General features: G+C 63.2%; 18 protein-coding genes. 15 read left to right on the top strand and 3 right to left on the bottom strand.

The window, feature by feature from the left end:
* Positions 1 to 37: 37 nt before the first annotated feature.
* From AC1D1F_RS06080 to AC1D1F_RS06015, 14 genes are all read left to right on the top strand, one after another.
* Positions 38 to 1,279 (top strand): ABC transporter substrate-binding protein, encoded by a 1,242-nt coding sequence (locus AC1D1F_RS06080; protein WP_477676742.1) that lies wholly within the window; start codon positions 38 to 40, stop codon positions 1,277 to 1,279.
* A gap of 432 nt (positions 1,280 to 1,711) precedes the next feature.
* Positions 1,712 to 2,227: a hypothetical protein gene (locus tag AC1D1F_RS06075; protein ID WP_477676741.1), complete on the top strand. Its 516-nt coding sequence runs from the start codon at positions 1,712 to 1,714 to the stop codon at positions 2,225 to 2,227.
* A gap of 309 nt (positions 2,228 to 2,536) precedes the next feature.
* Positions 2,537 to 3,472 (top strand): 4-hydroxyproline epimerase, encoded by a 936-nt coding sequence (locus AC1D1F_RS06070; protein WP_477676740.1) that lies wholly within the window; start codon positions 2,537 to 2,539, stop codon positions 3,470 to 3,472.
* Complete coding sequence (locus AC1D1F_RS06065) at positions 3,469 to 3,648, top strand: hypothetical protein (RefSeq protein ID WP_477676739.1); 180 nt, start codon at positions 3,469 to 3,471, stop codon at positions 3,646 to 3,648. The genes AC1D1F_RS06070 and AC1D1F_RS06065 overlap by 4 nt, the downstream gene beginning before the upstream one ends.
* 295 nt (positions 3,649 to 3,943) lie before the next feature.
* The gene (locus AC1D1F_RS06060) at positions 3,944 to 4,366 is read left to right on the top strand and encodes a hypothetical protein (protein ID WP_477697105.1); all 423 of its coding nucleotides are present in this window, start codon (positions 3,944 to 3,946) and stop codon (positions 4,364 to 4,366) included.
* Between the two features lie 71 nt (positions 4,367 to 4,437).
* The gene (locus tag AC1D1F_RS06055; protein ID WP_477676737.1) at positions 4,438 to 5,217 is read left to right on the top strand and encodes a Crp/Fnr family transcriptional regulator; all 780 of its coding nucleotides are present in this window, start codon (positions 4,438 to 4,440) and stop codon (positions 5,215 to 5,217) included.
* Between the two features lie 508 nt (positions 5,218 to 5,725).
* Positions 5,726 to 7,849, top strand: a complete 2,124-nt coding sequence (locus tag AC1D1F_RS06050) for a type I secretion system permease/ATPase (protein WP_477697106.1) — start codon at positions 5,726 to 5,728, stop codon at positions 7,847 to 7,849.
* A gap of 2 nt (positions 7,850 to 7,851) precedes the next feature.
* Positions 7,852 to 9,282, top strand: a complete 1,431-nt coding sequence (locus tag AC1D1F_RS06045) for an HlyD family type I secretion periplasmic adaptor subunit (RefSeq protein ID WP_477676735.1) — start codon at positions 7,852 to 7,854, stop codon at positions 9,280 to 9,282.
* 390 nt (positions 9,283 to 9,672) lie between these two features.
* Positions 9,673 to 9,879, top strand: a complete 207-nt coding sequence (locus AC1D1F_RS06040; RefSeq protein WP_477676734.1) for a hypothetical protein — start codon at positions 9,673 to 9,675, stop codon at positions 9,877 to 9,879.
* Positions 9,880 to 9,913: 34 nt separating this feature from the next.
* Positions 9,914 to 11,281 carry a TolC family protein gene (locus AC1D1F_RS06035; protein ID WP_477676733.1) on the top strand — a complete coding sequence of 456 codons (1,368 nt, stop codon included), beginning with the start codon at positions 9,914 to 9,916 and terminating at the stop codon, positions 11,279 to 11,281.
* Complete coding sequence (locus AC1D1F_RS06030; protein WP_477697107.1) at positions 11,278 to 13,458, top strand: ATP-binding cassette domain-containing protein; 2,181 nt, start codon at positions 11,278 to 11,280, stop codon at positions 13,456 to 13,458. The genes AC1D1F_RS06035 and AC1D1F_RS06030 overlap by 4 nt, the downstream gene beginning before the upstream one ends.
* On the top strand, positions 13,455 to 14,267 hold the full coding sequence (locus tag AC1D1F_RS06025; protein ID WP_477697108.1) for a hypothetical protein: 813 nt from the start codon (positions 13,455 to 13,457) through the stop codon (positions 14,265 to 14,267). The genes AC1D1F_RS06030 and AC1D1F_RS06025 overlap by 4 nt, the downstream gene beginning before the upstream one ends.
* Positions 14,268 to 14,295: 28 nt before the next feature.
* A complete protein-coding gene (locus AC1D1F_RS06020) occupies positions 14,296 to 14,790 on the top strand; it encodes a glycosyltransferase family 9 protein (protein ID WP_477676982.1) in 495 nt (164 codons plus the stop codon).
* Between the two features lie 43 nt (positions 14,791 to 14,833).
* Positions 14,834 to 15,238: a hypothetical protein gene (locus tag AC1D1F_RS06015; protein WP_476952561.1), complete on the top strand. Its 405-nt coding sequence runs from the start codon at positions 14,834 to 14,836 to the stop codon at positions 15,236 to 15,238.
* A 48-nt stretch (positions 15,239 to 15,286) separates the two neighbouring features.
* Here AC1D1F_RS06015 and AC1D1F_RS06010 read toward each other — a convergent pair whose 3' ends face one another.
* On the bottom strand, positions 15,287 to 15,574 hold the full coding sequence (locus AC1D1F_RS06010) for a hypothetical protein (RefSeq protein WP_477676981.1): 288 nt from the start codon (positions 15,572 to 15,574) through the stop codon (positions 15,287 to 15,289).
* A 484-nt stretch (positions 15,575 to 16,058) separates the two neighbouring features.
* On the opposite strand from AC1D1F_RS06010, the gene AC1D1F_RS06005 reads away from it, so the two are divergent.
* Complete coding sequence (locus AC1D1F_RS06005) at positions 16,059 to 18,332, top strand: Nal1-like putative serine protease (RefSeq protein ID WP_477676979.1); 2,274 nt, start codon at positions 16,059 to 16,061, stop codon at positions 18,330 to 18,332.
* Positions 18,333 to 18,338: 6 nt separating this feature from the next.
* Here the strand turns inward: AC1D1F_RS06005 and AC1D1F_RS06000 are convergent, their stop codons facing one another.
* The gene (locus tag AC1D1F_RS06000; protein WP_477676978.1) at positions 18,339 to 19,472 is read right to left on the bottom strand and encodes a C45 family autoproteolytic acyltransferase/hydolase; all 1,134 of its coding nucleotides are present in this window, start codon (positions 19,470 to 19,472) and stop codon (positions 18,339 to 18,341) included.
* 121 nt (positions 19,473 to 19,593) lie between these two features.
* Positions 19,594 to 21,150 carry an ABC transporter substrate-binding protein gene (locus AC1D1F_RS05995; protein ID WP_477676977.1) on the bottom strand — a complete coding sequence of 519 codons (1,557 nt, stop codon included), beginning with the start codon at positions 21,148 to 21,150 and terminating at the stop codon, positions 19,594 to 19,596.

The raw sequence follows: 21,150 nt of genomic DNA, 5'->3' as shown, positions 1-21,150 counted from the left end.
GCCGTTCTTGTTCTTCAGGCTGAAAGAGAGGTCTCCCATGAACGGTGGATCATCGATGTCGACGCGCAGGCACTGGCTGCGCCGGGGCGCGGGCCTGGCCGCCTCGCTCGGGGTGGCGACTATCGGGAGCATGGCGCGCGCCCAGGCCGGCAGGCCGTTCACCATGTCTTACGGCTGGGTGCCCTGGGCGGCGGGCAACTCACCGGTTACGCAGTACATGATAGGCAAGCGGCTGATTGAAAAACACGCGGCGGAGTTCGGCTACGACCTGACGGTGGACTACCGCAGCTACCCGGCGGCCGCGCCGCAGGTGGAGGCCCTGGCCGCGGGCCAGCTCGACATGGCGATGTGGGGCAACACGCCGACGATACGCGCCATCGTGGCGCAGCATCCTTTCAGCCTGGTGTCGGTGGCGGAGGGGCGGCTGCGCTTTTTGCTGTGCACGCGCAAGGATTCGCCCATCCGCAATGTGCAGGACCTCAAGGGCAAGACGGTGGGCACGCTGATGGGCGCTGACCCGTACAACGCGTTCACGCAGATCCTGCGTTACGAGCTGGGCAACCCGGACCCGGCTGCCCACGGCATCCGCATGGTGCACATATCGACGCTGCCCGAGGCGGCGCAGGTGCCATCGGGAATGGATGCAACGCTGGCCGTCTACCCGGCCTTTTTGAAGGCGCAGGCGACGGGCACGGTGGCGATCATGAATTCCTACGGGTATACGGAGTCGCATTACGACGGGCCGGAAGGCAAGGGCGCGGGCATCCTGCTGCCTTCGGTGAAGAACTCGCCTTTTTATCCGGACGGCTACTACCTGCACCGATCATTTCGCATCGTGCACAACAGCCTGCTGGAAAGACACCCGAACCTCGTGCTGGCTTTTTTGCTGGCGCAGCAGGAGGCGGTGGGCGTACTCAGCGAGTCGGAGCCGGCGGCCGTATCACAGCTGGTGAAGTCCTACTGGGGGCTTTCCCCGGCGGACGGCGCCAAGGTGGTCCGCGACGAGGTGGTGTTTCGCCGCGGCTGGGCCTGGTCGACCGAAGGCGATGCGCTGTCTTTGCTGGCGACGTCCAAGATGATTGCCGGCGCCAAGATCATCGCGGAGCCGCTGAGCTGGGCGCAGGTCAAGGGCGTGTTTGTCAAGACCGCGCCGCTGGTCAAGCAGGCCTATGACAGGCTGGGCGCGAAACCCGTGCTCGCGGAATTCCAGAGCGCCAAGGTCGGTGACCTGCGGGGCCTGCCTTCGTGGGAGCTGGGACGCTGGAAGGACAGGGTCTAGCGGTCGCCTGTTTTTTCGGAAGGCGAAAAAAAGCCCCTGCAGAAGAGGTCACTGCAGGGGCTTGAACTGCCTGAGGCAGCCTTGTCTGGGATGAGAACAAGGAACGCCAGAGCGTCCCGGCCATTGTAAAAATCAGGCCGGACCGGGCAAGCCGGTAATGTGTTTCTGCGGACATTTGTTGTTGATCAGCATGGCGATTCCTGTAGGGGCGCCTTTATGCAAACGCTCGCTTCACCCAGTCACCCGAAGACTCCCCCTGGCCGTTGCGCGGCAAGACATAAATAGAGAGCATTTCCAGCAAGCTTTGCCCGTGCGCAGACAAAGTCGGCTTTACATCCTGGCGTTCTCGCAGACACTGCGGCGACGTTGCCCGGTGATGCCGCTCACATCCTGTGAGCCCGCACCCGGCCTCGGCGAAGCAGGGGACCCCTTATGAGTGCCAGAGATTCTTTTGAATTCAATGCCTTGCACAGAGGAATTGGTGTTCGCGTGCTGTTGGTGGATTTCCACGAACTCGTCGTCGAGGACTTTCGAAGCCGCCTGAAAATGCTGTCCGCCTCGAGGCTGGTTACGCGTGTGGACAGCACGGCGCTGATGGGCGCGCCATGGGTGCTTGAGACCTTCCGGCATCGCGTGGTGTTTGTCTGCCTGCGCGAACGGCACACGCACGGCGAACGCGGCAAGGCCATGGAGAACTTCCTGGCGCAATTGGCCGCCTTCCCTGCTACCTTGGTGATACCGGTCATCAGCCAGCGGGCTGTGCTTGACCATTTCCGCCACCATCTTTCCCGCGTCAGCCCGATGTACCTTGGCACTTCTTTTCTGCAGGAAGACCTGCTGCATGTCCTGGGTGCATGCGCTTTCCCAAGGACCGTTGTCCGGCGCGAGACTTCCCTGCCGCAAGCCGGTGAGGAGTCGGGCTTCGCCAGGCGCGCCATCGAAATCTGAGGCCGGTGCGGGGCCACCCCGGCGGTTCTTGACTCAACCCCAGCGCAAAAAAGGCGGCTTGGCAAGATGCTTAATACCCTATAAAGTCAATTTAAATATCTCATTAATATATTTATATCTTGAGAATTTAAATCCTTTGTTTTAAGAATCGCTGTCCCCACCTCTCCGTCGTCACGCTTTTGTCTGGCCGCCACTGCTTTCCAGGGCTGCTGCTGGAGCCTGGTACACCTGTCACTTCCGATGGCTGAAGACGTAAGCTCATCCCACTGAACCTCACTGGACCTTTCACAGGCCTGCAACATGAAAAACATGAAACGAATCAAGGTAATTGACTCCCACACCGGTGGCGAACCGACCCGGCTGGTGGTGGATGGCTTTCCCGACCTGGGCGCCGGCGGGATGGCCGAGCGGCGCGAACTGCTGGCACGGCAATACGACGACTGGCGCGCCGCCGCTGTGCTGGAGCCGCGCGGTAGCGACGTGGTGGTGGGCGCCTTGTTGTGCAAGCCGGTGGACCCGGCCAGCGCAGCCGGTGTAATCTTCTTCAATAACACCGGCTATCTGGGCATGTGCGGCCACGGCACCATAGGACTGGTGGCCTCGCTGGCCTACCTGGGCCGGATCGCGCCCGGCGCGCACCGTATTGAAACGCCGGTCGGCACGGTCACGGCCACGCTGCATGAGGACGGCTCGGTGAGCGTGCGCAATGTGCCCGCCTGGCGGCACCTGCACCAGGTGGCCGTCGACGTGCCGGGCCACGGCGTGGTGCACGGCGATGTGGCTTGGGGCGGAAACTGGTTTTTCCTGGCGAGCGAACACGGCCAGCGGGTGGCCAGCGACAAGCTGGAGGCCCTGACCGCCTACAGCGTGTCGCTGCGCGAAGCACTCGCGGCACAGGGCATCACCGGTGCCGGCGGCGCGGAGATCGACCACATCGAGCTGTTCGCGGACGACGATGAGGGCGCCGACAGCCGCAACTTCGTGCTGTGCCCCGGCAAGGCCTACGATCGTTCGCCCTGCGGCACCGGCACCAGCGCGAAGATCGCCTGCCTGGCGGCCGACGGCAAGCTCGCGCCCGGTGAGATCTGGCGCCAGGCCAGCATCATCGGCAGCCGCTTCGAGGCTAGCTATTCCCTGGAGGACGGCCAAGTCATCCCAACTTTGCGTGGACGCGCCCACATGAGCGCCGAAGCAACCCTGCTGGTCGAGGACGGCGATCCTTTCGCCTGGGGCATACGCCCGTGAGTGCCGATTGCGCCTTCACCACCTGCGGCACCTTGTGCCTGGCCATCGGCCATGAAAGCCCAGGTGTCACCACGGCCCCGGCCACGGACCGCCTGCTGGCGACACAACTGAATGGCGCAACCTTGCCCTTCGATGCCGCGCCCTACGGCATGCAGCGCTTTCTGGCGGCTGCATGAATGCCGCGGCGGGCGCTCCTGAGACAGCCTGCAGCATACGGCCCCATCTTCGCGATACCTTCCATCCCCGCAAGAGGCGCGGCCTGGCCTGTTCACCGCCAACGATCAGGCGCAAGCCCGTCGATCGCGGGACGTCAATTTTCAAAAACCCACGGAGATTGCCTTCCTGCGGACAATGTTTCGCCCAATTGTTTTTGAGCGGCCTATGCTTGATTGTTCACCTCCCGGTGATCGCCATCGATGGCTGCCGATGGCTGCATGTGAACCGGCCAGCCTTTCAGGGAGATCGCTATCCATGATGTACTTTATTGAACTCAATCAATTCCTGCCGGATGACGATGCGGTGGTCCAGGCACTCAGGGCGCAGATGGGTCCCCGCAAAGGCGACACCATACATTGGGCCGAGTGGCGGGCCGACGGCTCCAATACCCGGTCCTGCCCAGATATGGCCCTCATCAACGCGGCGCGCCTGGACTGGAGGCAGCTCAAATCCCTGGTTGACGAGTGCAACGCTGAAACCATTGTGCTCACGGGGCGGCGGGATCCGGTGCTTTCCTTGCCGCTGCTGCCGCGTGTGACGGCTCTGAATGAGCTGTTGCGTTTCATGCCCGGCCGCGCATCCGCAACGCCGCAAAAAAGCCGCGCTCCCCAATATCGCTCCGTGACATGGGTCGATACGACGCCCATGCCTCCTTTGCCGACCAAGGCACTGTTCTGATCCGTGTTCTGTGTGAAACCAAAAAGCCGCAAAGTGCTTTGCCGGGACTGCCCGGTGTTAAAGGGGTAGGAATGTCTGGCGCCTATATTTATCAGTTGCTGACGGGCCTGGGCATTGGCGAGCGCTGCGCGCTTCAAATGCTGTCCCGCGTGAAAATGACCGCATTCGATGCCGGCGATGTCATCTGGCCGAAGGGCGGCCAGGTCGCCGCCTGGACCTATATCGTCTCCGGCCTGGTGGGGGCCAGCGTGCCCTTGCAAGAGGGTGGCTGCATCCAGGTCAACATTTACGGCCCGCGCACCTGGTTTGGCGAAGAGCCCATGCTCAACCGCTATCCCTCGTGCCTGGACTATGTGTGCCTCACCCCGGTTCGTGCGGTGTGTGTGCCGGCCACCGATGCGCTCGGGGCATTCCAGGATGAACCGGAGTTTTCCCGCTACATTGCCCTGCTGATGGCATGGCGCAGCCGGCAGCATTCGGAAATGATCGTGCTCATGAAGCAGGGCAGCCCGCCGCTGCGGGTGGTCATGGGCCTGGCGCTGTTTGCTGAAGCGCTGTATTACAACTCCTCGCGGCCCCCCACGCACGGGCTCGAAGGAACGTCCGTGGAGATTCCGGTCAAACAAACCGTCATCGCGTCCGTCTGCGGTGTGTCGCGCAGCGTTTTCTCGGAAGCCGTGCACCACCTTGTGGCGGCCGGCTGGTTGCGTGTCAACTACGGCATGCTGGAGTTGCGTTCGCTGGAGACCTGGTTGCGCTTTTCCCGCAAGCACCGCCAGGCCCGCATGAACATCACCAAGCCCACGCTGGAAGAGCTCATCATGCTGATACAGGACGCCGCCTTGCCCTGAGGCTTTCCTGGCTTCGGCGCCAACACGGGTACCGGGTCACGCGGCTTTCCGCCGCGGCATTGCCTCCCCGCGAACGGATGCGCGCGCGGGGTTTCTCCTTTTCCATGCACTTGACCGCATCCGGCCGCGAGGGCGTTCCTCATTCCCGACCGGCCGGCATTCGACAGGCGAAAACGACGCGTAGAAAACGTAAGAAAACGTCATAAAACTGCCCGCAAGAAGACAATCCCGCGCCGAATTTTTCTGTCCCACTACTAAGCTTGACCCGGCGAAAAGTACAAGCAAAAAACTATTCACCTGAGGTGAATCGACCATTTGGTTTGTGAAATAACAAGAAAACCTGAGAGAAGCAAAACCCTTAGGTTGCAGCCGACTCAAGTGCGACGAGGCACGGGGCGTTGAATCGACGGAGTGCTAGCCAACGGCACGAAAAATTGGGCAGTCAATGGACACATTTACGACAGTTTCGCCATCGGGCGAACCGCAGCCCGGGGCTTCAGGGCAGGGCATGGAACTGCAGGCATCCGCGTCGCTGGACACCGGGCTCGCTTGCCTCGTGATGCTTTCCCAGTTTCACGCAGTGGCGGCGGATCCGGAAAAACTGCGCCACGAATTCAGCCGCGACGGTCGGGCCCTGGACATTGTCGACCTTCTCAATGTCGCCAAAAGCCTGGGCCTGTCGGCCGCGCGCAGGCGCCCCTCTCCCGACCGCTTGGCAATGGCCGTCCTGCCGGCCATCGCTGCCGGAAAGGACGGCGGGTTTTTCATCATCGCGCGGATCGATGAGGACAAGGCCCTGATCCAGGATCCCGCGGCCCAAGGGCCGCAAGTTGTCGACAGGGCGGCACTTGATGAGCGCTGGTCGGGCGACCTGATCCAGGTGACCTCCCGCGCCTCGCTGGCGGGCGAACTTGCCAAATTCGACTTCAGCTGGTTCATTCCCGCTGTCGTCAAATACCGGCGCCCCTTGCTTGAAGTGCTGCTCGTATCTTTTGTGCTCCAGTTTTTCATGCTCGTCACGCCCTTGTTTTTCCAGGTGGTGATGGACAAGGTGCTGGTGCATAACGGCTTGACCACCCTGCACGTCGTCTGCATAGGCCTGCTGGTCATCTCGGTGTTCGACGTGGTGCTCACCGGCTTGCGCAGCTATGTGTTTGCTCACACCTCCAGCCGCATCGACGTGGAACTGGGTGCCCGCCTTTTCAGGCATTTGATCGGCCTTCCCATGGCCTACTTCACCGCCAGGCGCGTGGGTGATTCCGTCGCCCGCATCCGTGAACTGGAAACCATACGCTCATTCCTGACCGGGAACGCCATCACGGTGGTGCTCGATTTGATGTTTTCCGTGGTGTTCCTCGCGGTCATGCTGTATTACAGCGTCTGGCTGACGCTGGTGGTGGCGGTGTCGCTGCCCTGCTATGCGCTGCTTTCGGTGCTGTTCACGCCGCTCCTGCGTACGCGGCTTAACGAAAAATTCAACCGTGGCGCCGAAAACCAGGCCTTCCTGGTCGAAACCATAGGCGGCATAGATACCGTCAAGTCGATGGCCGTGCAACCGCAATGGTCTCAAAAATGGGACAGGCAGCTCGCCGCCTATGTCTCCGCTGGTTTTCGCACCGCCACCATAGGCACCCTGGCCAACAACGGCGTGTCGCTGGTCAGCAAGCTGGTCACCGTGGCCACCATCTGGCTGGGCGCCCAACTGGTCATGGAAGGCAAGCTTTCAGTCGGGCAGCTCATCGCCTTCAACATGCTTGCAGGTTACGTCGCGTCGCCCGTGATCCGCCTCGCGCAGCTGTGGACGGAATTCCAGCAGGTCGGCATCTCCATGCAGCGCCTGGGCGATATCCTGAACACCCGGCCCGAGATCGCCGGCAACAAAAGCGCCATGCCCGCCATCGAAGGCACCATCGAATTCGACGCCGTGACCTTCCGCTACCGCCCCGATGCGCCACAGGTGCTGCGCGGCATCAGCTTTCGCGCCGCCGCGGGCGAAGTCATCGGCATCGTCGGCCGCTCGGGCTCCGGCAAGAGCACGTTGACCAAGCTGGTACAGCGCATGTATCTGCCCGACCAGGGGCGTGTGCTGATAGACGGTGTGGATCTTGCCACCACCGACGCCACCACCATACGCCGCCAGCTCGGCGTGGTGCTGCAGGAGAACATGCTGTTCAACCGCAGCATCCGCGACAACATCGCGCTGGTCAACACCGGGCTTCCGCTGGAGGCCGTCATTGACGCCGCCAAACTCGCAGGCGCCCATGAATTCATCATCGAACTGCCCGAAGCCTACGACACCCTGGTGGGCGAGCACGGTGCCACTCTGTCGGGCGGCCAACGCCAGCGCATCGCCATCGCTCGCGCACTCATCAGCAACCCGCGCATCCTGATTTTTGACGAAGCCACCAGTGCGCTGGACTATGAGTCCGAACGCATCCTCAAGGACAACATGCGGGCGATTTGCGCCGGCCGCACGGTGCTCGTTATCGCCCATCGCCTCTCCACCGTGCGCGATGCCGACCGCATCATCGTCGTCGACAAAGGGCAGATCGTCGAGCAGGGCTCGCACGAAGAACTGCTGACCGTTCCGGGCGGGCAGTACGCGCATCTGCATGCGATGCAGGGAGCATGAGTATGAACATCCTTAAGCAGCATTTGGGAGCGATCAGCGAGCTGCTGGGCCGCTACCGAAGCATTTTCGCCCTCGCCTGGAAAGACCGCAAACTGTCGGACGCCCGCGGCTACAGCGCCGCCGAGGCACAATTCCTGCCCGCCGTGCTCGCGGTGCAGGAAACACCCACGCCCCCCGCGCCGCGTGTCTTCATGTGGCTGCTGATCGCTTTCGCCTTTCTCTCCGTGATCTGGAGCGTGTTCGGGAAAGTCGACATCGTGGCGGTCGCCAGCGGCAAGATCGTTCCCAGCGGCTACACCAAGGTGGTACAGCCGCTCAGCGCGGCCGTGGTCAAGGCCATTCATGTGCGCGACGGTCAGGCCGTGAAGGCCGGCGACCTGTTGGTCGAACTCGATGCCGCCACCGAGGATGCCGACATCGAGCGTGCCCGAGCCGAACTCGAGGCGGCGTTGTTGCAGTCCGCGCGCGCCGGCGCCTTGCTCGATGCGATGACCCGCGGCGTGACACCCCTCCTGGCGTCACAGCCCGGGGTGCCGGCTGATCGGCTGCGCGAGGCGGTGCGCATGCTGGAGGGGCAGTACGGCGAATACGCGACAAAGCTGGCGCGCAGCGAGTCGGAAACCGCCACCCGCGAGGCCGAGCTGCGCGCCAGCCGGGAGCAGGTGCTCAAGCTCGAGGCCACACTTCCTTTGATGCGAAAACGCTCAGAAGACCTGGATGGCCTGGCTCGGGACGGCTATGTCTCGCGACACAATTTTCTCGAACGCCGGCAAGCTTACCTTGACCAGTCCGGCGAACTGTCGGTCCAGCGTGAGCGCGTGCGGCAACTGCAGGCCTCCGTGACTGAGAGCCGGCGCCAGCGCGAGGCATTTCAGGCCGAGGTCCGCCGTGCCACGCTCGACAGTCTCAAAGAAGCCCAGCAGCGCACCGCCACACTGGAGCAGGAACTGAACAAAGCCCAGTCTCGCGGCACCCTGACCCGGCTGCTCGCGCCTATCAGTGGCACGGTGCAGCAGCTTGCTTTGCACACCGTGGGCGGCGTCGTTACGCCTGCCCAGCAGCTGATGGTCGTTGTTCCTCGGGAGCACCCTCTCGAAGTGGAGGCCATGCTGGAGAACAAGGACATCGGTTTTGTGCGCCCCGGCCAGGAGGTCGTCGTCAAGCTCGAAACCTTTCCCTTCACCCTCTACGGAGCCATTCCGGGCGTGGTCACCGATGTCTCGCGGGATGCCATCGCAGACGAAAAGCGCGGCCTGCTCTATGCCGTGCGTGTGCAGCTCTCGCGCACCCGCATCACGGTGGACGGGGCCGAGGTTCCGCTAGGCTCCGGCATGGTGGCCCATGCCGAAATCAAGACCGGCCGTCGCCGCGTGATCTCCTTCTTCCTGAGCCCCTTGTTGCAGGGCGTGCAGGAGGGATTGCGCGAGCGCTAGGCGCGGTCAAACGGCAGAAGCGCAGAAATGCGCGAGTAAGTCTGCAGCGAGCCGGGTTACGACCTTGCGCTATCAAGAAACTCTACGCCCGAGATGCCCAGACGCAGGGTTAAGGGCTTGCCTCCAAAACCGTAACGCCGATTCGCACGAACGTTCCCATGGCGTTCCCATGACCCACGGTTGATTCAAAGCCTGCGTGCGGTCCCGATTCCGGATGGCCGGCACACATTTGCAGCGACCCATGCATGGCGCCTCGATGTTGATCGATTTTCAAAGTAATCAACAAAGATTGTCCGTAGAAAGACTATGTCGGAAAAACTTCGTAACCGCTATCGATAAGCTGAAACCTGCTTTGACTTTCTCGCTTGCTTCCCTGGATTTTGTCGCTGTATGCAACACATGTTTCCAGGATTTGCGCGCGATGGGTCTATTCGGGAAGTGCGTTTGTATTTCAGGTTTTCGTTTAGTGGGACGGTCATTGTGAAAAAAATATCTGAGAAAAAAATCCTGACGGGAATGGCCAATTTCGCAGATGGCGCCTCCAGCATGAAGTGCAACAGCCTGGCAGTGGCCGGCAACGTCCATGTACGCCGCTGACCAATTCACCTGTCCATCTCGCCGCGTGTCCCGCATGAAAGCACTGCTCGCCCTTGCGCTGCTGCCTTTGGCTCTCTGCGTTTCCGCGCATGCACAGAACGAAGCCGTCTCACCGGCATCCAGGGCCACCGACACGGCAGGTATCCAGCTTTCAATGACGGCGCTTTGCGCCACCTGCGGCGTCCTGCACGCCCAGGTCGATCAAGCCGTCCCCGCTTCGCCAAGCAACGAAAGCCTGGGCTTGCGCCAGCTGTTGCAGATGGCCGTCGAGACGCATCCCAGCATCGCCAGCGCGCGCTTTGATCAGCAGTCCGCGCAAAGCATGATCGAAGCCGCGCGCCAGCAGTTCCTGCCTGCCCCCGGCGTGCAGACGGATTCATTGTCCGGGCGCAGCGCCACCACTTTTCGCCTCACCCAGCCTTTGTGGACGGGCGGCAGGCTCACCGCCGACCTGCGGCTTTCCGAGCTGCGCGAACTGCGTGCCCGCGAAGCCATTTCAGATGCGCAGGTCACGCTGGCCACACGCGTGGCAGGCATCGCCCAGTCCTATCTGCTAAATGCCGGTCGCCGCATCGCCCAGGAGCGCAACGTCGAAACACTGAACGGCCTGCTGCGCATGATTGAGAGGCGCAGCCAGGCGGAAGTCTCCGCCACGTCGGACGTCAACATGGTGCGGACGCGTCTTGCGCAGGCCCAGGCCGATCTCGAATCCTTCCGTGCCCTCGAAAACTCCGCCCTGGCGCAGCTGGGCAGCGCGGTAGGGCGGCCCCTGGCGCCAGGTTCGCTCGAGCTGCCGCCCGCACCGCCCCGCTCACCCATGCTTGCGCGCCTGCTTGAGCGCGCCGTGCAAGACAACCCCCATCTGCGTCTCGCTGAAATCGACACACGCCTGGCCGCCATCGAGATAGACCGCACGCGTTCCGCCATGTGGCCAACGGTGTCCTTGCGACTTGAGCGCCAGGTGGGTGAATACCTGGGTTCCGCTGCGGCCGGCAACCGTGTTTTTGTGTCTGTGCAATACGCCCCAGGCTCCGGTCTGTCGCTGGGCTCCCAGATCGAGGCCGCGGAGCAGCGCCTGTCGGCGGTCCAGCGCGCAGCTGAAGCCGGCCGGCGGGATGTCACCGAGCGTGTGGAGGCCGAATGGCGCGACCTTGAATCCACGCAGAGGCGCCTGCCCGAGTTGCAACGCAGCCGCGAAGGCGCCGTCGAGGTGCTCGCCTCCAACCGCCGCCTCTTCGTCACCGGCCGCCGCAGCTGGATCGACCTGCTCAATTCCGTGCGCGAGATCGCGCAGGCCGAGCAGGCTGAAGCTGAAGCCCGGGCCGGCGGCGTAGGCGCCTATTACCGCCTGGGCCTGCTGCTCGGCATCCCGATGTGGTCCCCAGAAAGCGAGCTCCCGTGAACACTCCGCCCCCGGTCAATACGCCATCGTCCGCCGCGCAGAGCGTGCTCTGGCTGGCCCGCCGCCTGCCCGACATCGTCAAGGACTTGCGACCCCTGCAATCGCACATGATGGTCGAACTTGGAAGCCGTCTGGCCGGCGCTCAGGAACACGGCCTCACACGCGACGGCCTGAAGGGCTGCGTTGACTATGCCTTTGCATCCATGGGTGCGCGTTCGCAGCCCTGGGGCGAGGGCAGCGCGGCGGCCAGGCTGCCCGCCGTCGCCGTGCACCCCGACGTCGGCGTCTTCATCCTGCACCAGCACACGCCTGCCGGTGGCTGGTTGCTCGAAGACGCTTCCGGCAACCGCCACGTCACGGTGCTTCCTCCAGGGGCGCTGTACACCGAAATCCAGGCAAGCCACGCCACAGGCCACGGCCTCTACCGCACGGCGGGCGAACTGTTTCGCGGCGCACTGCGCGACAACCGGCGCTACTTTATCCACGCGGCCATCGCTTCCGTCCTTATCAACCTCTTCGGCCTGCTGACCTCTCTGTACAGCATGCAGGTCTACGACCGCGTGATTCCCACGCAAGGACTGTCCACGCTTTATGCGCTGACGGCCGGTATCGCGGTGGGCATCCTGCTGGAGCTGATCGCCAAATTTGCGCGCGCCACCATCACCGAGCATTCCGTCCGCTCCATGGACCTTAACCTTTCACACAGCATCTTCGAGCGCTTGCTGCGTGTGCGCATGGATCAGTTTCCCGCCAGCGTTGGAACCCTGTCTGCCCAGCTGCGCAGTTACGAAATGATCCGTTCCTTCGCTTCCTCGGTCACGCTGTACCTGTTGGTCGATACGCCCTTTGCCATCCTTTTCCTGGCCGTGATCTACCTGCTGGGCGGTCCCCTGGTCGCCGCGGTGCCAGTGGTGTTCTTCATCGTGGCGTTGACCGTCGGCTTTCTTTTTCGCAGCGGCATGGAGCGCCATGCTCTCTCAGGCCAGGCTGCGTCCAACCGCAAGCTGGGCTTGCTGGTCGAGGCGGTCGAAGGCGCGGAATCCATCAAGGCCAGCGGCGCGGGCTGGCAGTTTCTGGCCCGCTGGAACGGCTTGACCCGCATCAATATTGACGAAGACATGCGCTTGCGCCACTTGGGCGACTCGGCCACCTACTACGCCGGCTTCCTGCAGCAGATCAGCTACGTGCTGCTGGTCGCCACCGGCGCTTATGTCGCTTCCACGTCAACTTCTCTCACCTCCGGCGGCATCATCGCCTGCTCCATCATTTCAGGCCGCGTGCTCACACCGGCGGGCATGTTGCCCGGCCTCATGGTCCAGTGGGCCAACGCCAAGTCAGCCATGCGCAGCCTCTCGCACATCTTCACCCTGGAGCAAGACAACCACGCCGTTGAGCGCCCCCTGGCCATAGACCGCCTGCGCGGTGAAGTCACCGTGCAGAATCTCGAATTCGGCTACCGCGGCCATGCCACCGTGCTGCAGCTGGAGAACCTGCTCATCAAACCCGGCGAGAAAGTCGGCCTGCTCGGCCCCGTCGGCAGCGGAAAAAGCACGTTGCTCAAGCTGCTGTCCGGCATGTACATGCCCTCCAAGGGCCGCGTCTCCCTCGACGGCATCGACCTGCAGCACATCTCCCGACCTCACCTTAGCGACCGGCTGGGTTACCTCCCGCAAGACGTGCGCCTCTTCGCCGGCACCCTGCGCGACAACCTCACCACCGGCGTTCTCGGAAAAACCGAGCAGCACCTGCTTGCCGCCTGCGAACTCACGGGGCTGCGGCAGGTGATTGCCGCGCACCCCAAAGGTTTCGACATGCCCATCGCCGAAGGCGGAACCGGCGTATCGGGCGGGCAAAAGCAGTTAATCGCTCTCACGCGCATGGTGCTGGCCGCATCCGATGTGTGGTTGCTCGACGAGCCCACGGCGTCCATGGACGAAACCCTCGAAGCGCGCACCATCGCCGCATTGCGCGCCAGCGTGCAGGTCGACCAGACGCTCATCCTCGTGACCCACAAACCTGCGCTGCTTCAGCTGGTGGAACGTCTGGTCATTCTCTCGCCCACCGGCGTCGTCCTGGACGGCCCCAAGGCGCTGGTGCTGCAGCAGCTTGCCGCCCGATCCCGCCCCACGCCCGCGCCCGGCGGCCGTCCCGGTGCGCCACTGGAGGCCGTTGCATGAAATCCGCCTACCCCACGCCACCGGCCCTGCGCTCGGCACAGCGCCTCATTGCCCTGCTTATCCTCATCATCGGGTGTTTTTTGGCGTGGAGCTTGTGGTTCGATGTCGAGCAAATCGCGCGCAGCACCGGCCAGGTGATCGCCAGCTCACGCACCCAGCTGGTGCAGGCCGCCAACGACGGCGTCATCGAAAAATTCCTGGTGCGCGAAGGCAGCCACGTCAAGAAGGGCGACGTTCTTGTCATGCTCGAGCGCGAGCAGGGGCAGGCCTCACTCAGCGACAGCCGCGCCAAGGTCGCCGCCCTCAAGGCCGCGCTGGTGCGCCTGCATGCCGAAGTCCTGGGCCGGTCGCTGGTGTTCCCACCCGAGGTGCAGGCATTCCCGGCTTTTGTCAGCAACCAGACCGAACTCTTCCAGCGCCGCCAGCGCGCCGTCAACCAGGAAGCCGCCGCCCTGCAGTCCATGCTGGCATCCACACGCGACGAGCTTTCCATCAGTGAGCCCCTGCTCAAGAGCGGCGACATCTCTCGCGTTGAAATCATCCGCCTGCAAAAGCAGGTCGCCGAACTCGAAGGCCAGATCACCAACCGGCGCAACAAATACTTCCAGGATGCCCAGGCCGAGATGACCAAGGCCGAAGAGGACCTCGCCACGCAAGAGCAGGTGCTTGCCGATCGCGCCACCACCTTTGAGCGCACCGAAATCCGCGCGCCCGCCCATGCCACCGTGCGCAACATCCGCTTCACCACACTTGGCTCGCGCGTCAAGGCCGGTGTCGGCCAGCCCGGAGAGCATCGCGCTCTGGCATGAACGCATGACCCGCTTTTGTCATGCACCCATGCCGCGTTCCGTCAAGGGCGTGACACGGGGCCGCGCGGTGCGGCAGCTGGGCCTGGTCTGGAGCGGCTCCAACGCGCAGGCCATGGCGCAACGCCGCAACATATGCCTGGCCGACCTGGAGCCTTTGCTCTCGGTGCGCGGTGTGCAGTGGCACAGCCTGCAGCTGGGTCCGCCGGCGGCCGAAATCGCCACCTCGGCCTGGCAGGGCTCCATGGTCGACTGGAGCCACCACCTGGCGGATTTTGGCGACACGGCGGGTCTGATGAGTTGCCTTGACGGCGTGGTGAGCGTGGACACGGCCTGCGTGCACCTGGCGGCCAGCCTGGGCCGCCCGACCTGGATGCTCTCGCGCTTTGACGCCTGCTGGCGCTGGATGGCGCCGCGCGAGGACAGCCCCTGGTACCCGAGCCTGAAGATATTCAACCAGGAGACCCCGGGCGAATGGGCCCCGGTGGTGCGGGCCTTGGGCGCCCATTTGAGCGCGGCAGCTTGAAAGTGCCGGCTGGCTTTGATCTGAAAACTGAAGGAGAGTCTCCATGAACAAAATCGATGGTGAAGACAACTGGATTCTTTTTGTCATTGGCGCCGCATTCGCGGTCTTCGTGGCCTGCAAGTTCTCCGGCTATTTCGGGCTGAGCCGGGAAGTAGCGGGGTCGGTGTTCTCCTGGATAGCCGTGCTGATCGTGCTCGGCCGTCTTTCCATGGCGGTGAAAGGCGATTTCCCAAGGCTGCGGCCGGAAAACACCTGGCCCATCCTGATGGGGCTGATCTGGGTATGCTGGTGGCCGGCCATGGACTACCGGGTGGCCCACAGCATGGCGCAATCGGGGGGGCTCGCACAGGATTTTCCGTGGTGGGTGACCCGGTACGCCAAGTGGGGAGGGCTGGTGGGCATTGTTACCCTGGGCTATCTGGCCAGGAAGTTATTTCGCCGCTTTTGACGCATCCCGCGGCGGCCAGGGATGCCCGGTGCTGCCGCGGACGCTGGCTTATTTTCTGAAAAACATCTCGTCGAACCTTCTTTTGTGCAGGGTTCGCTGTTCCTGCTGCCAGCGCAGGCGGAATTTTTCCGCCTGGATTTCAAACTCGGCCGCGCGCAGGCGGTGCGACCTGGCGAGGCTGTTCAGCTTGATGTAGCAAGCCTGCCAGTAGGTGGCTTGCCCGGCTTCGGATTTGCACTGCCTCTTCATGAGCCGCCAGCCGACGATGGCGATGACCGCGTACAGCGCGAGCGGCAGATAAATCGACAATCCGTTTCCTGCGTTGATGGCTTCCATGTTATTCACCCCATGATGTTTTCCCCGGCGTCGCGGCTGTCTTGCGGCGACGGGTTTTGACTTCCGCCTGCTTGTGTATCGAACTCCACGTGGATCGCGCCAATGCCCGGGTCCACATGGTCTGGAGACTGGGCAAGGGGCTTGCGGCGCTGCGGGTCGTGCCCTGAATGTCGCGCGTACAGCCCTGGTTTTCTGTAGCTTTGATGATCTCGCAATGTCGCCAGAAAGACATTGTTTGCTCATGCTTTTTTTGCATCGCTTGCTGTGTTGCCTGCATCGCGCCAATCCAGCGCGTGCCACCGAGGCAGCCCGCCGCGGACACATCCACGTCATAAAACCGGGCGAAGCTGGTTTCCTCCTCCTATTGGAGGATTGATCAGGCCGATTTGGCTGCGCACAATGCCTGCAGGCCTGACGCACCCGCGCATTCGCGCGCACAAACGGGGGAGCTGCCTGGGAAGCTTCACCACACGGAGGACATTCCATGGACATCCTGAGCAGCCAGAACAACTACGCCAGCCTTTCCGTGCGCGACCTGCTGGACGCGCGCAACCAGTTCCATGTGCACATGCTCAACAAGCGCAACGTCGTGGGCACGGCGGTGGGCTTGTACCTGATACGGCACAGCGATCCCTGGCCGGACGCGAAGAACCCGCTCAAAAAATCCACGGCGAAGAAAAAAGTGGAGCGTACCTTCGCCAACTCCGAGGTACGCCCCTATTCCTGGCCCTGCATCCTGGTGATGGTCGATGAGTGGGTAGAAGAGAAAGCCTTCGCCAGCAGCAAGCTGCATCCGCAGGACATGGTGCCCAAGATCCTGTATCTGCCCGATGGCCGTGTCGTTCCGGTCTGCGTCGTCAAGGTCGAGCCGCAGGCGCCGGGACGCAAGCAACTGCCCTCGTGGATCTGGCCGGAAGCGGCCATAGGCGGGGGCTTTCCGCTGTTGATCCGCAACCAGGGCCTGCTGCGCACGGCCAGCGCCGGCTGCCTGGTCAGCGACGGCCACACGATTTTTGCGCTGACCAACCGCCATGTCTGCGGCGAGCCAGGCGAACCCGTTCATGCGCGCCTGCGCGGCGAGGAAGTCGAGGTCGGCCATGCCTCCGAACGCCAGCTGACGCGTTTGCCCTTCACCGAGGTCTATCCGTCGTTTGCCGGCAAGCAGACCTACCTGAACCTGGACGTCGGCCTGGTCGAGGTCGACGACGCCAGGGACTGGACCAGCAGCGTCTACGGCCTCGGCGAGGTGGGTGCTCTCGCGGACCTCAACGAGCAGAACCTGGGTTTGCAACTGATAGACCACCCGGTGTCCGCCTTCGGCGCAGCCTCGGGCCACCTGGAGGGGCGCATCAAGGCGCTGTTTTACCGTTACAAATCCGTCGGCGGCTATGACTATGTGGCCGACCTGCTGATCGCGCCGCAGGATGCCAATCACCAGACACAGCCGGGCGATTCGGGGACGGTCTGGCACCTCAAAGTCGAGGCGGGCAAAGACGGCGAGGCGGAAAACGGCAAGCCCACTTACCGCCCGCTGGCCGTGGAATGGGGCGCACAGACCTTCAGCGTCGACGGCGGCGCCTACAACTTCGCGCTGGCGACCAACCTCAGCAATGTCTGCAAGCTGCTGGACGTGGAACTGGTGTCGGCCCACAACACGGCGGCCCAGCCTTACTGGGGAGCGACCGGCCACTACAGCATAGGCAATGTCGCGGTCGGCCAGGTCAAGGACAAAAAGCTCGCCAAGCTGCTTGCGGCCAACGCGCTGCGCGTCAGCTTTGACCGCGCCGACATCGCGCCCGGCAAGATCAACGAGGCGCTGAAAGACACGACGGGTTTTATCGCCCTGGCGGACGTGCCCGACGTGATCTGGAAAAAGCAGCCCGGCAAGGTCAAGGGCGGGCGCGACACCGGCTTCAACAGCGGGCCGGAACACCCGACGCACTACGCCGACATCGACGTGCCCGGCCCTGATGACGGGCCCACGCTGCGCGAGCTGTGCATGCAAAACAGTGACAGGGTGACGGTGGAATACTGGCAGGGCTTTTACGACAGCGTGGGCTCTACCGCCTCCAAGTCGCGCGGTTGCCTCCCCTTCCGCGTCTGGCAGTTCTATGACGCCATGGTCGCTTACGTCGAAAAAAAGGACTACGCGAGTTATGTGGCCGCGGCGGGGCTGCTGGCGCACTATGTGGGCGACGCCTGCCAGCCGCTGCACGGCTCCTTCCTGGCCGATGGCTACCAGGACCAGGTGACGGAAGGAGTCACCAGCACCGGCAAGCCCAAAAAGGAATGGCCCGCCAAGGGCGTGCATTCGGTCTATGAGACCAAGATGATTGACGCCAAGGCGGAAGAATTGTTCGAAGCCATCGACAAGGTGCTGGGTAAACCGGCCGTCAAGCTGGCGAAGATCGACGAAGGCCGCAAGGCCGCGATCGCCACCGTCAAGCTCATGGACGACGTCGCCAGGCTGATCGCGCCTGCGGAGATCTGCGACGCTTACGTCGAACTCGGCGAGGGCGCCTCGCGCTCGGTGATAGACGGCCTGTGGGAGCAGTTCGGCGGCAACACCGCCAAGGTCATGGCCCTGGGCATACGTAACCTGGCGCATATTTGGGAAAGCGCCTGGATCGCCGGCGGAGGTGAAAGCGCCAAGAGTTCGGACATGGTGGAGTTCTCCGAGGCCGACATCCGCAAGCGCTACGTCAACCCCAAGTTCGTTCCCTCGCTGGACCTGGACGGCCTGGCTACGGTACTTTAATCAGCGTCAGGCAGCGGAGAGGCGCGGTTCCTGCGTCAGGCTGTAGCAGGTGAACACGCGGTTCAGCGCCGGCAGGGGCGCGACTTCCATCTCGCCGGCGGCCGGCTCCATGATGACCATGGCCACGGTGGCCGAGAGGTTGTCGTGGCTGCCCAGGCGCGGCGGGCGGCAGACGGAATAGGGCAGGCCGAAGTCGTCGAAAAAAGCGTTCTTCAAATCCTGGCGGCTGAGTTTGTCGTGGGTGTTCAGCAGCTTGCGCACGCGCCAGTCGCGGTAATGGCTGTCGGGCGACTGGGAAATGCCCAGGTCCACGAGTTTGCTGAGCGCGACCGGGCTCATCCAGTGGTTGGCATGCACGATGAGGTTGTCGGCGCCGGGGTAAATCGGAAACGATTCATTCGTCGTGCATTCGAAGTCGATGCCGAAACCCTGGGCCATGCCCAGCATGATGTTGTTGGAGCAGGACTTGGGCGTGGCCGCGACGGCTTTCATGGCCAGTGAAAAAATCTCCTGCTCCAGCACCTTGCGGCGTATCAGCGACAGCGGCACGCCCAGCTGTTTGAAGTCGCGGTCCGATTCAAGGTAATTGGCGGTGATGGACACACCCGCGCTGTTGAAGCCGCTGCGGGCCAGCCCGCCGGCCTCGACAAAGGTCAAAAAATCGGGGCCGTTGTCATTGCGCACGCGCAGCACAACGGAGGTCTCGACACACTCGGCGCGCCAGTCCCAGTTCTGCCCGTGCAGCAGGTTTCCGTTGGCGGACCGCTCGGGCAGGATCAGGGCGCCCGTGCAGCCGTCGCCCGGTTCCGCGTCGGCTTGTTTGACTTTTTCGGCGCGCGCCTTGGCCAGAACCTCGGTGCGGGCGTTGATCATCACGATGTCCTGGAAGTCGACGCCCGCACCCTCGGCGATGCCGCGCATCTCGTCGATGTAGTGGGGGGCGAAGTCGCCGATTTCCTTGGCGAAGAAGTCGATCAGCCGCGCGCGCGCTTGCTCGCTGTAGCCCAGGTTGACCAGCGTCTGGCCATACAGGCGCGCGCTGCCGCGCACCCGGCCTGCGGCCTGGCGGCCGTACTGCAGGCCGCGCTCATGCGGGCTGCCGGAAACCGAAATAAAGGGGAATTGCTCGATGTTTGCCATGTTCTGTGCTGCCGTAAAAAGTGCCGGGAAGTTAAATGACGGCCGCCGCAAGGCGTACCTGTCCCTGCCTTGTGCGCTGCGCGCGCATCAAGGCCATTGAGAAAAGGGAAACGCCGAACGCTTACTTGGCGGCCAGCTTCGTATTCCAGAGCAGCGGTTTGCCTTCCCACACCGTGAAGCCGGCCACGCGCTTGCGCACGGCCCAGGAATCGGTCACGTTGTAGAGGATGACCAGCGGCGTCCTGGCGATCATCATCGCGTGCAACTGGTCGAACAGGGCCTGGCGCTTCTTCGGGTCGGCTTCGGTGAAGCTCTGGTCGATCAGCTTTTGCGCGGCCGGGTCGTCCCAGACCTTGCGCGGCTGCTTGGCCTTGGGGCCCGAGAACTGCTCATAGCTCAGGGCCGGGTCCAGGCGCGAGGAATAGGTGAAGGAGCTCAGCTGGTAGTTGCCGCTGTTGTAGCGGTCCAGCTGCGTCGCCCATTCCAGCACCTCGATCTGCGCGTTGATGCCCACGGCCTGCATCATGGCCTGGCTCATCACCGCAACCGAGAAGCTCGGCACATGGGCGCGCTTGTTGGCCTGGATCACGATGGGCTGTCCCTTGTAGCCGGCTTCCTTCAGCAGCTGTTTGGCCTTGGCCGGGTCGTGGCGGTAGCCCTTTTTTTGCGCGGCAGTGTAGAAGGCCGAAGTGTCCTGGATGGCCGAGTTGTTGACGCGGGCCAGGCCTTCGGACGCGGCCGCGACGAGCTGGTTCATGTCCAGCGACAAAGCGATGGCCTGGCGGATGCGCTCGTCCTTGAGCAGCGGGTCGTTGGTCTGCATCAGCAGCGTGTTCTTGCCGGCATCGACGGCGGCGACCACGTTGAGGTTTTTGTTCGCCTTGAGTTCCTGCACGTCGGAAGAGGTGATCTGGCCGGCATCGATGGCACCGGACTGCAGGCCGGCCTTGGAGGTCGACATGTCGGGCACGGTCAGGAACTTGACCTGCTGGACCAGCGGCTTCTTGAGGCCGAGATAGCCGTCGGGCTTGGTTCCGGGGGGCGACTGGTAGTCGGCGAAGGCGCTCAGGGTCACGTACTCGCCGCGCTTCCATTCCTCGAACTTGAAAGGGCCGGTGCCTATCGGCTTGTCCCAGCTGCCGTCTTCCTTGACGGATTTTTTGTTCAGGATGGCCGTCATGCCGCAGTCGGTGCGCGCCAGGTTGTCGAGGAAGACGGCCGAGGGTTTGTCCAGCTGCATGACCACCGTCTGCGCATCGGGCGCGGTGACGGAAGTGACTTTGACGCCGGAGCGGCCGTCAAATTCGCTGAGGCAGCGCCAGTCGGTCTTGGGATCGGTGTAGCGCTTCCAGCTCCACAGCACGTCGGCCGAGGTCATGGGCTCGCCGTTGTGGAATTTCACGTTGGTGCGCAGTTTGAAGATGTAGGTCAGGCCGTCGGGGCTGGTGACGATGGAGCGCGCCAGCAGCGGGCCGACCGTGCCGTTCTCGTGGTACGCGACCAGGCCTTCGACGATATTGAGCACCACGCCGTCAGTGGTGTTGTCGCGGTTCACGCCGGGATTGGTCGAGCGGATGTCGGCCGGCTGCGCAACCACGATTTGCGCCGTCTGGGCCTGCGCCGCGGAACAGGCCGCCAGCACGGCGGCACTCAGGAATTTCAATCGCAGGGAAAGCAT

The organism is Polaromonas sp. P1_H6, from assembly GCF_056405195.1.
This window is presented reverse-complemented; position numbering and strand designations above follow the sequence as displayed.

Coding starts and splice junctions, on each gene's coding strand:
- AC1D1F_RS06070 (WP_477676740.1), top strand. CDS start 2,537: ATGAAACGAATCAAGGTAATTGACTCCCACACCGGTGGCGAACCGACC.
- AC1D1F_RS06000 (WP_477676978.1), bottom strand. CDS start 19,472: ATGGCAAACATCGAGCAATTCCCCTTTATTTCGGTTTCCGGCAGCCCG.
- AC1D1F_RS06035 (WP_477676733.1), top strand. CDS start 9,914: ATGAAAGCACTGCTCGCCCTTGCGCTGCTGCCTTTGGCTCTCTGCGTT.
- AC1D1F_RS06045 (WP_477676735.1), top strand. CDS start 7,852: ATGAACATCCTTAAGCAGCATTTGGGAGCGATCAGCGAGCTGCTGGGC.
- AC1D1F_RS06025 (WP_477697108.1), top strand. CDS start 13,455: ATGAAATCCGCCTACCCCACGCCACCGGCCCTGCGCTCGGCACAGCGC.
- AC1D1F_RS06075 (WP_477676741.1), top strand. CDS start 1,712: ATGAGTGCCAGAGATTCTTTTGAATTCAATGCCTTGCACAGAGGAATT.
- AC1D1F_RS06015 (WP_476952561.1), top strand. CDS start 14,834: ATGAACAAAATCGATGGTGAAGACAACTGGATTCTTTTTGTCATTGGC.
- AC1D1F_RS06080 (WP_477676742.1), top strand. CDS start 38: ATGAACGGTGGATCATCGATGTCGACGCGCAGGCACTGGCTGCGCCGG.
- AC1D1F_RS06005 (WP_477676979.1), top strand. CDS start 16,059: ATGGACATCCTGAGCAGCCAGAACAACTACGCCAGCCTTTCCGTGCGC.
- AC1D1F_RS06055 (WP_477676737.1), top strand. CDS start 4,438: ATGTCTGGCGCCTATATTTATCAGTTGCTGACGGGCCTGGGCATTGGC.
- AC1D1F_RS05995 (WP_477676977.1), bottom strand. CDS start 21,150: ATGCTTTCCCTGCGATTGAAATTCCTGAGTGCCGCCGTGCTGGCGGCC.
- AC1D1F_RS06060 (WP_477697105.1), top strand. CDS start 3,944: ATGATGTACTTTATTGAACTCAATCAATTCCTGCCGGATGACGATGCG.
- AC1D1F_RS06010 (WP_477676981.1), bottom strand. CDS start 15,574: ATGGAAGCCATCAACGCAGGAAACGGATTGTCGATTTATCTGCCGCTC.
- AC1D1F_RS06020 (WP_477676982.1), top strand. CDS start 14,296: ATGCCGCGTTCCGTCAAGGGCGTGACACGGGGCCGCGCGGTGCGGCAG.
- AC1D1F_RS06040 (WP_477676734.1), top strand. CDS start 9,673: ATGCAACACATGTTTCCAGGATTTGCGCGCGATGGGTCTATTCGGGAA.
- AC1D1F_RS06050 (WP_477697106.1), top strand. CDS start 5,726: ATGGAACTGCAGGCATCCGCGTCGCTGGACACCGGGCTCGCTTGCCTC.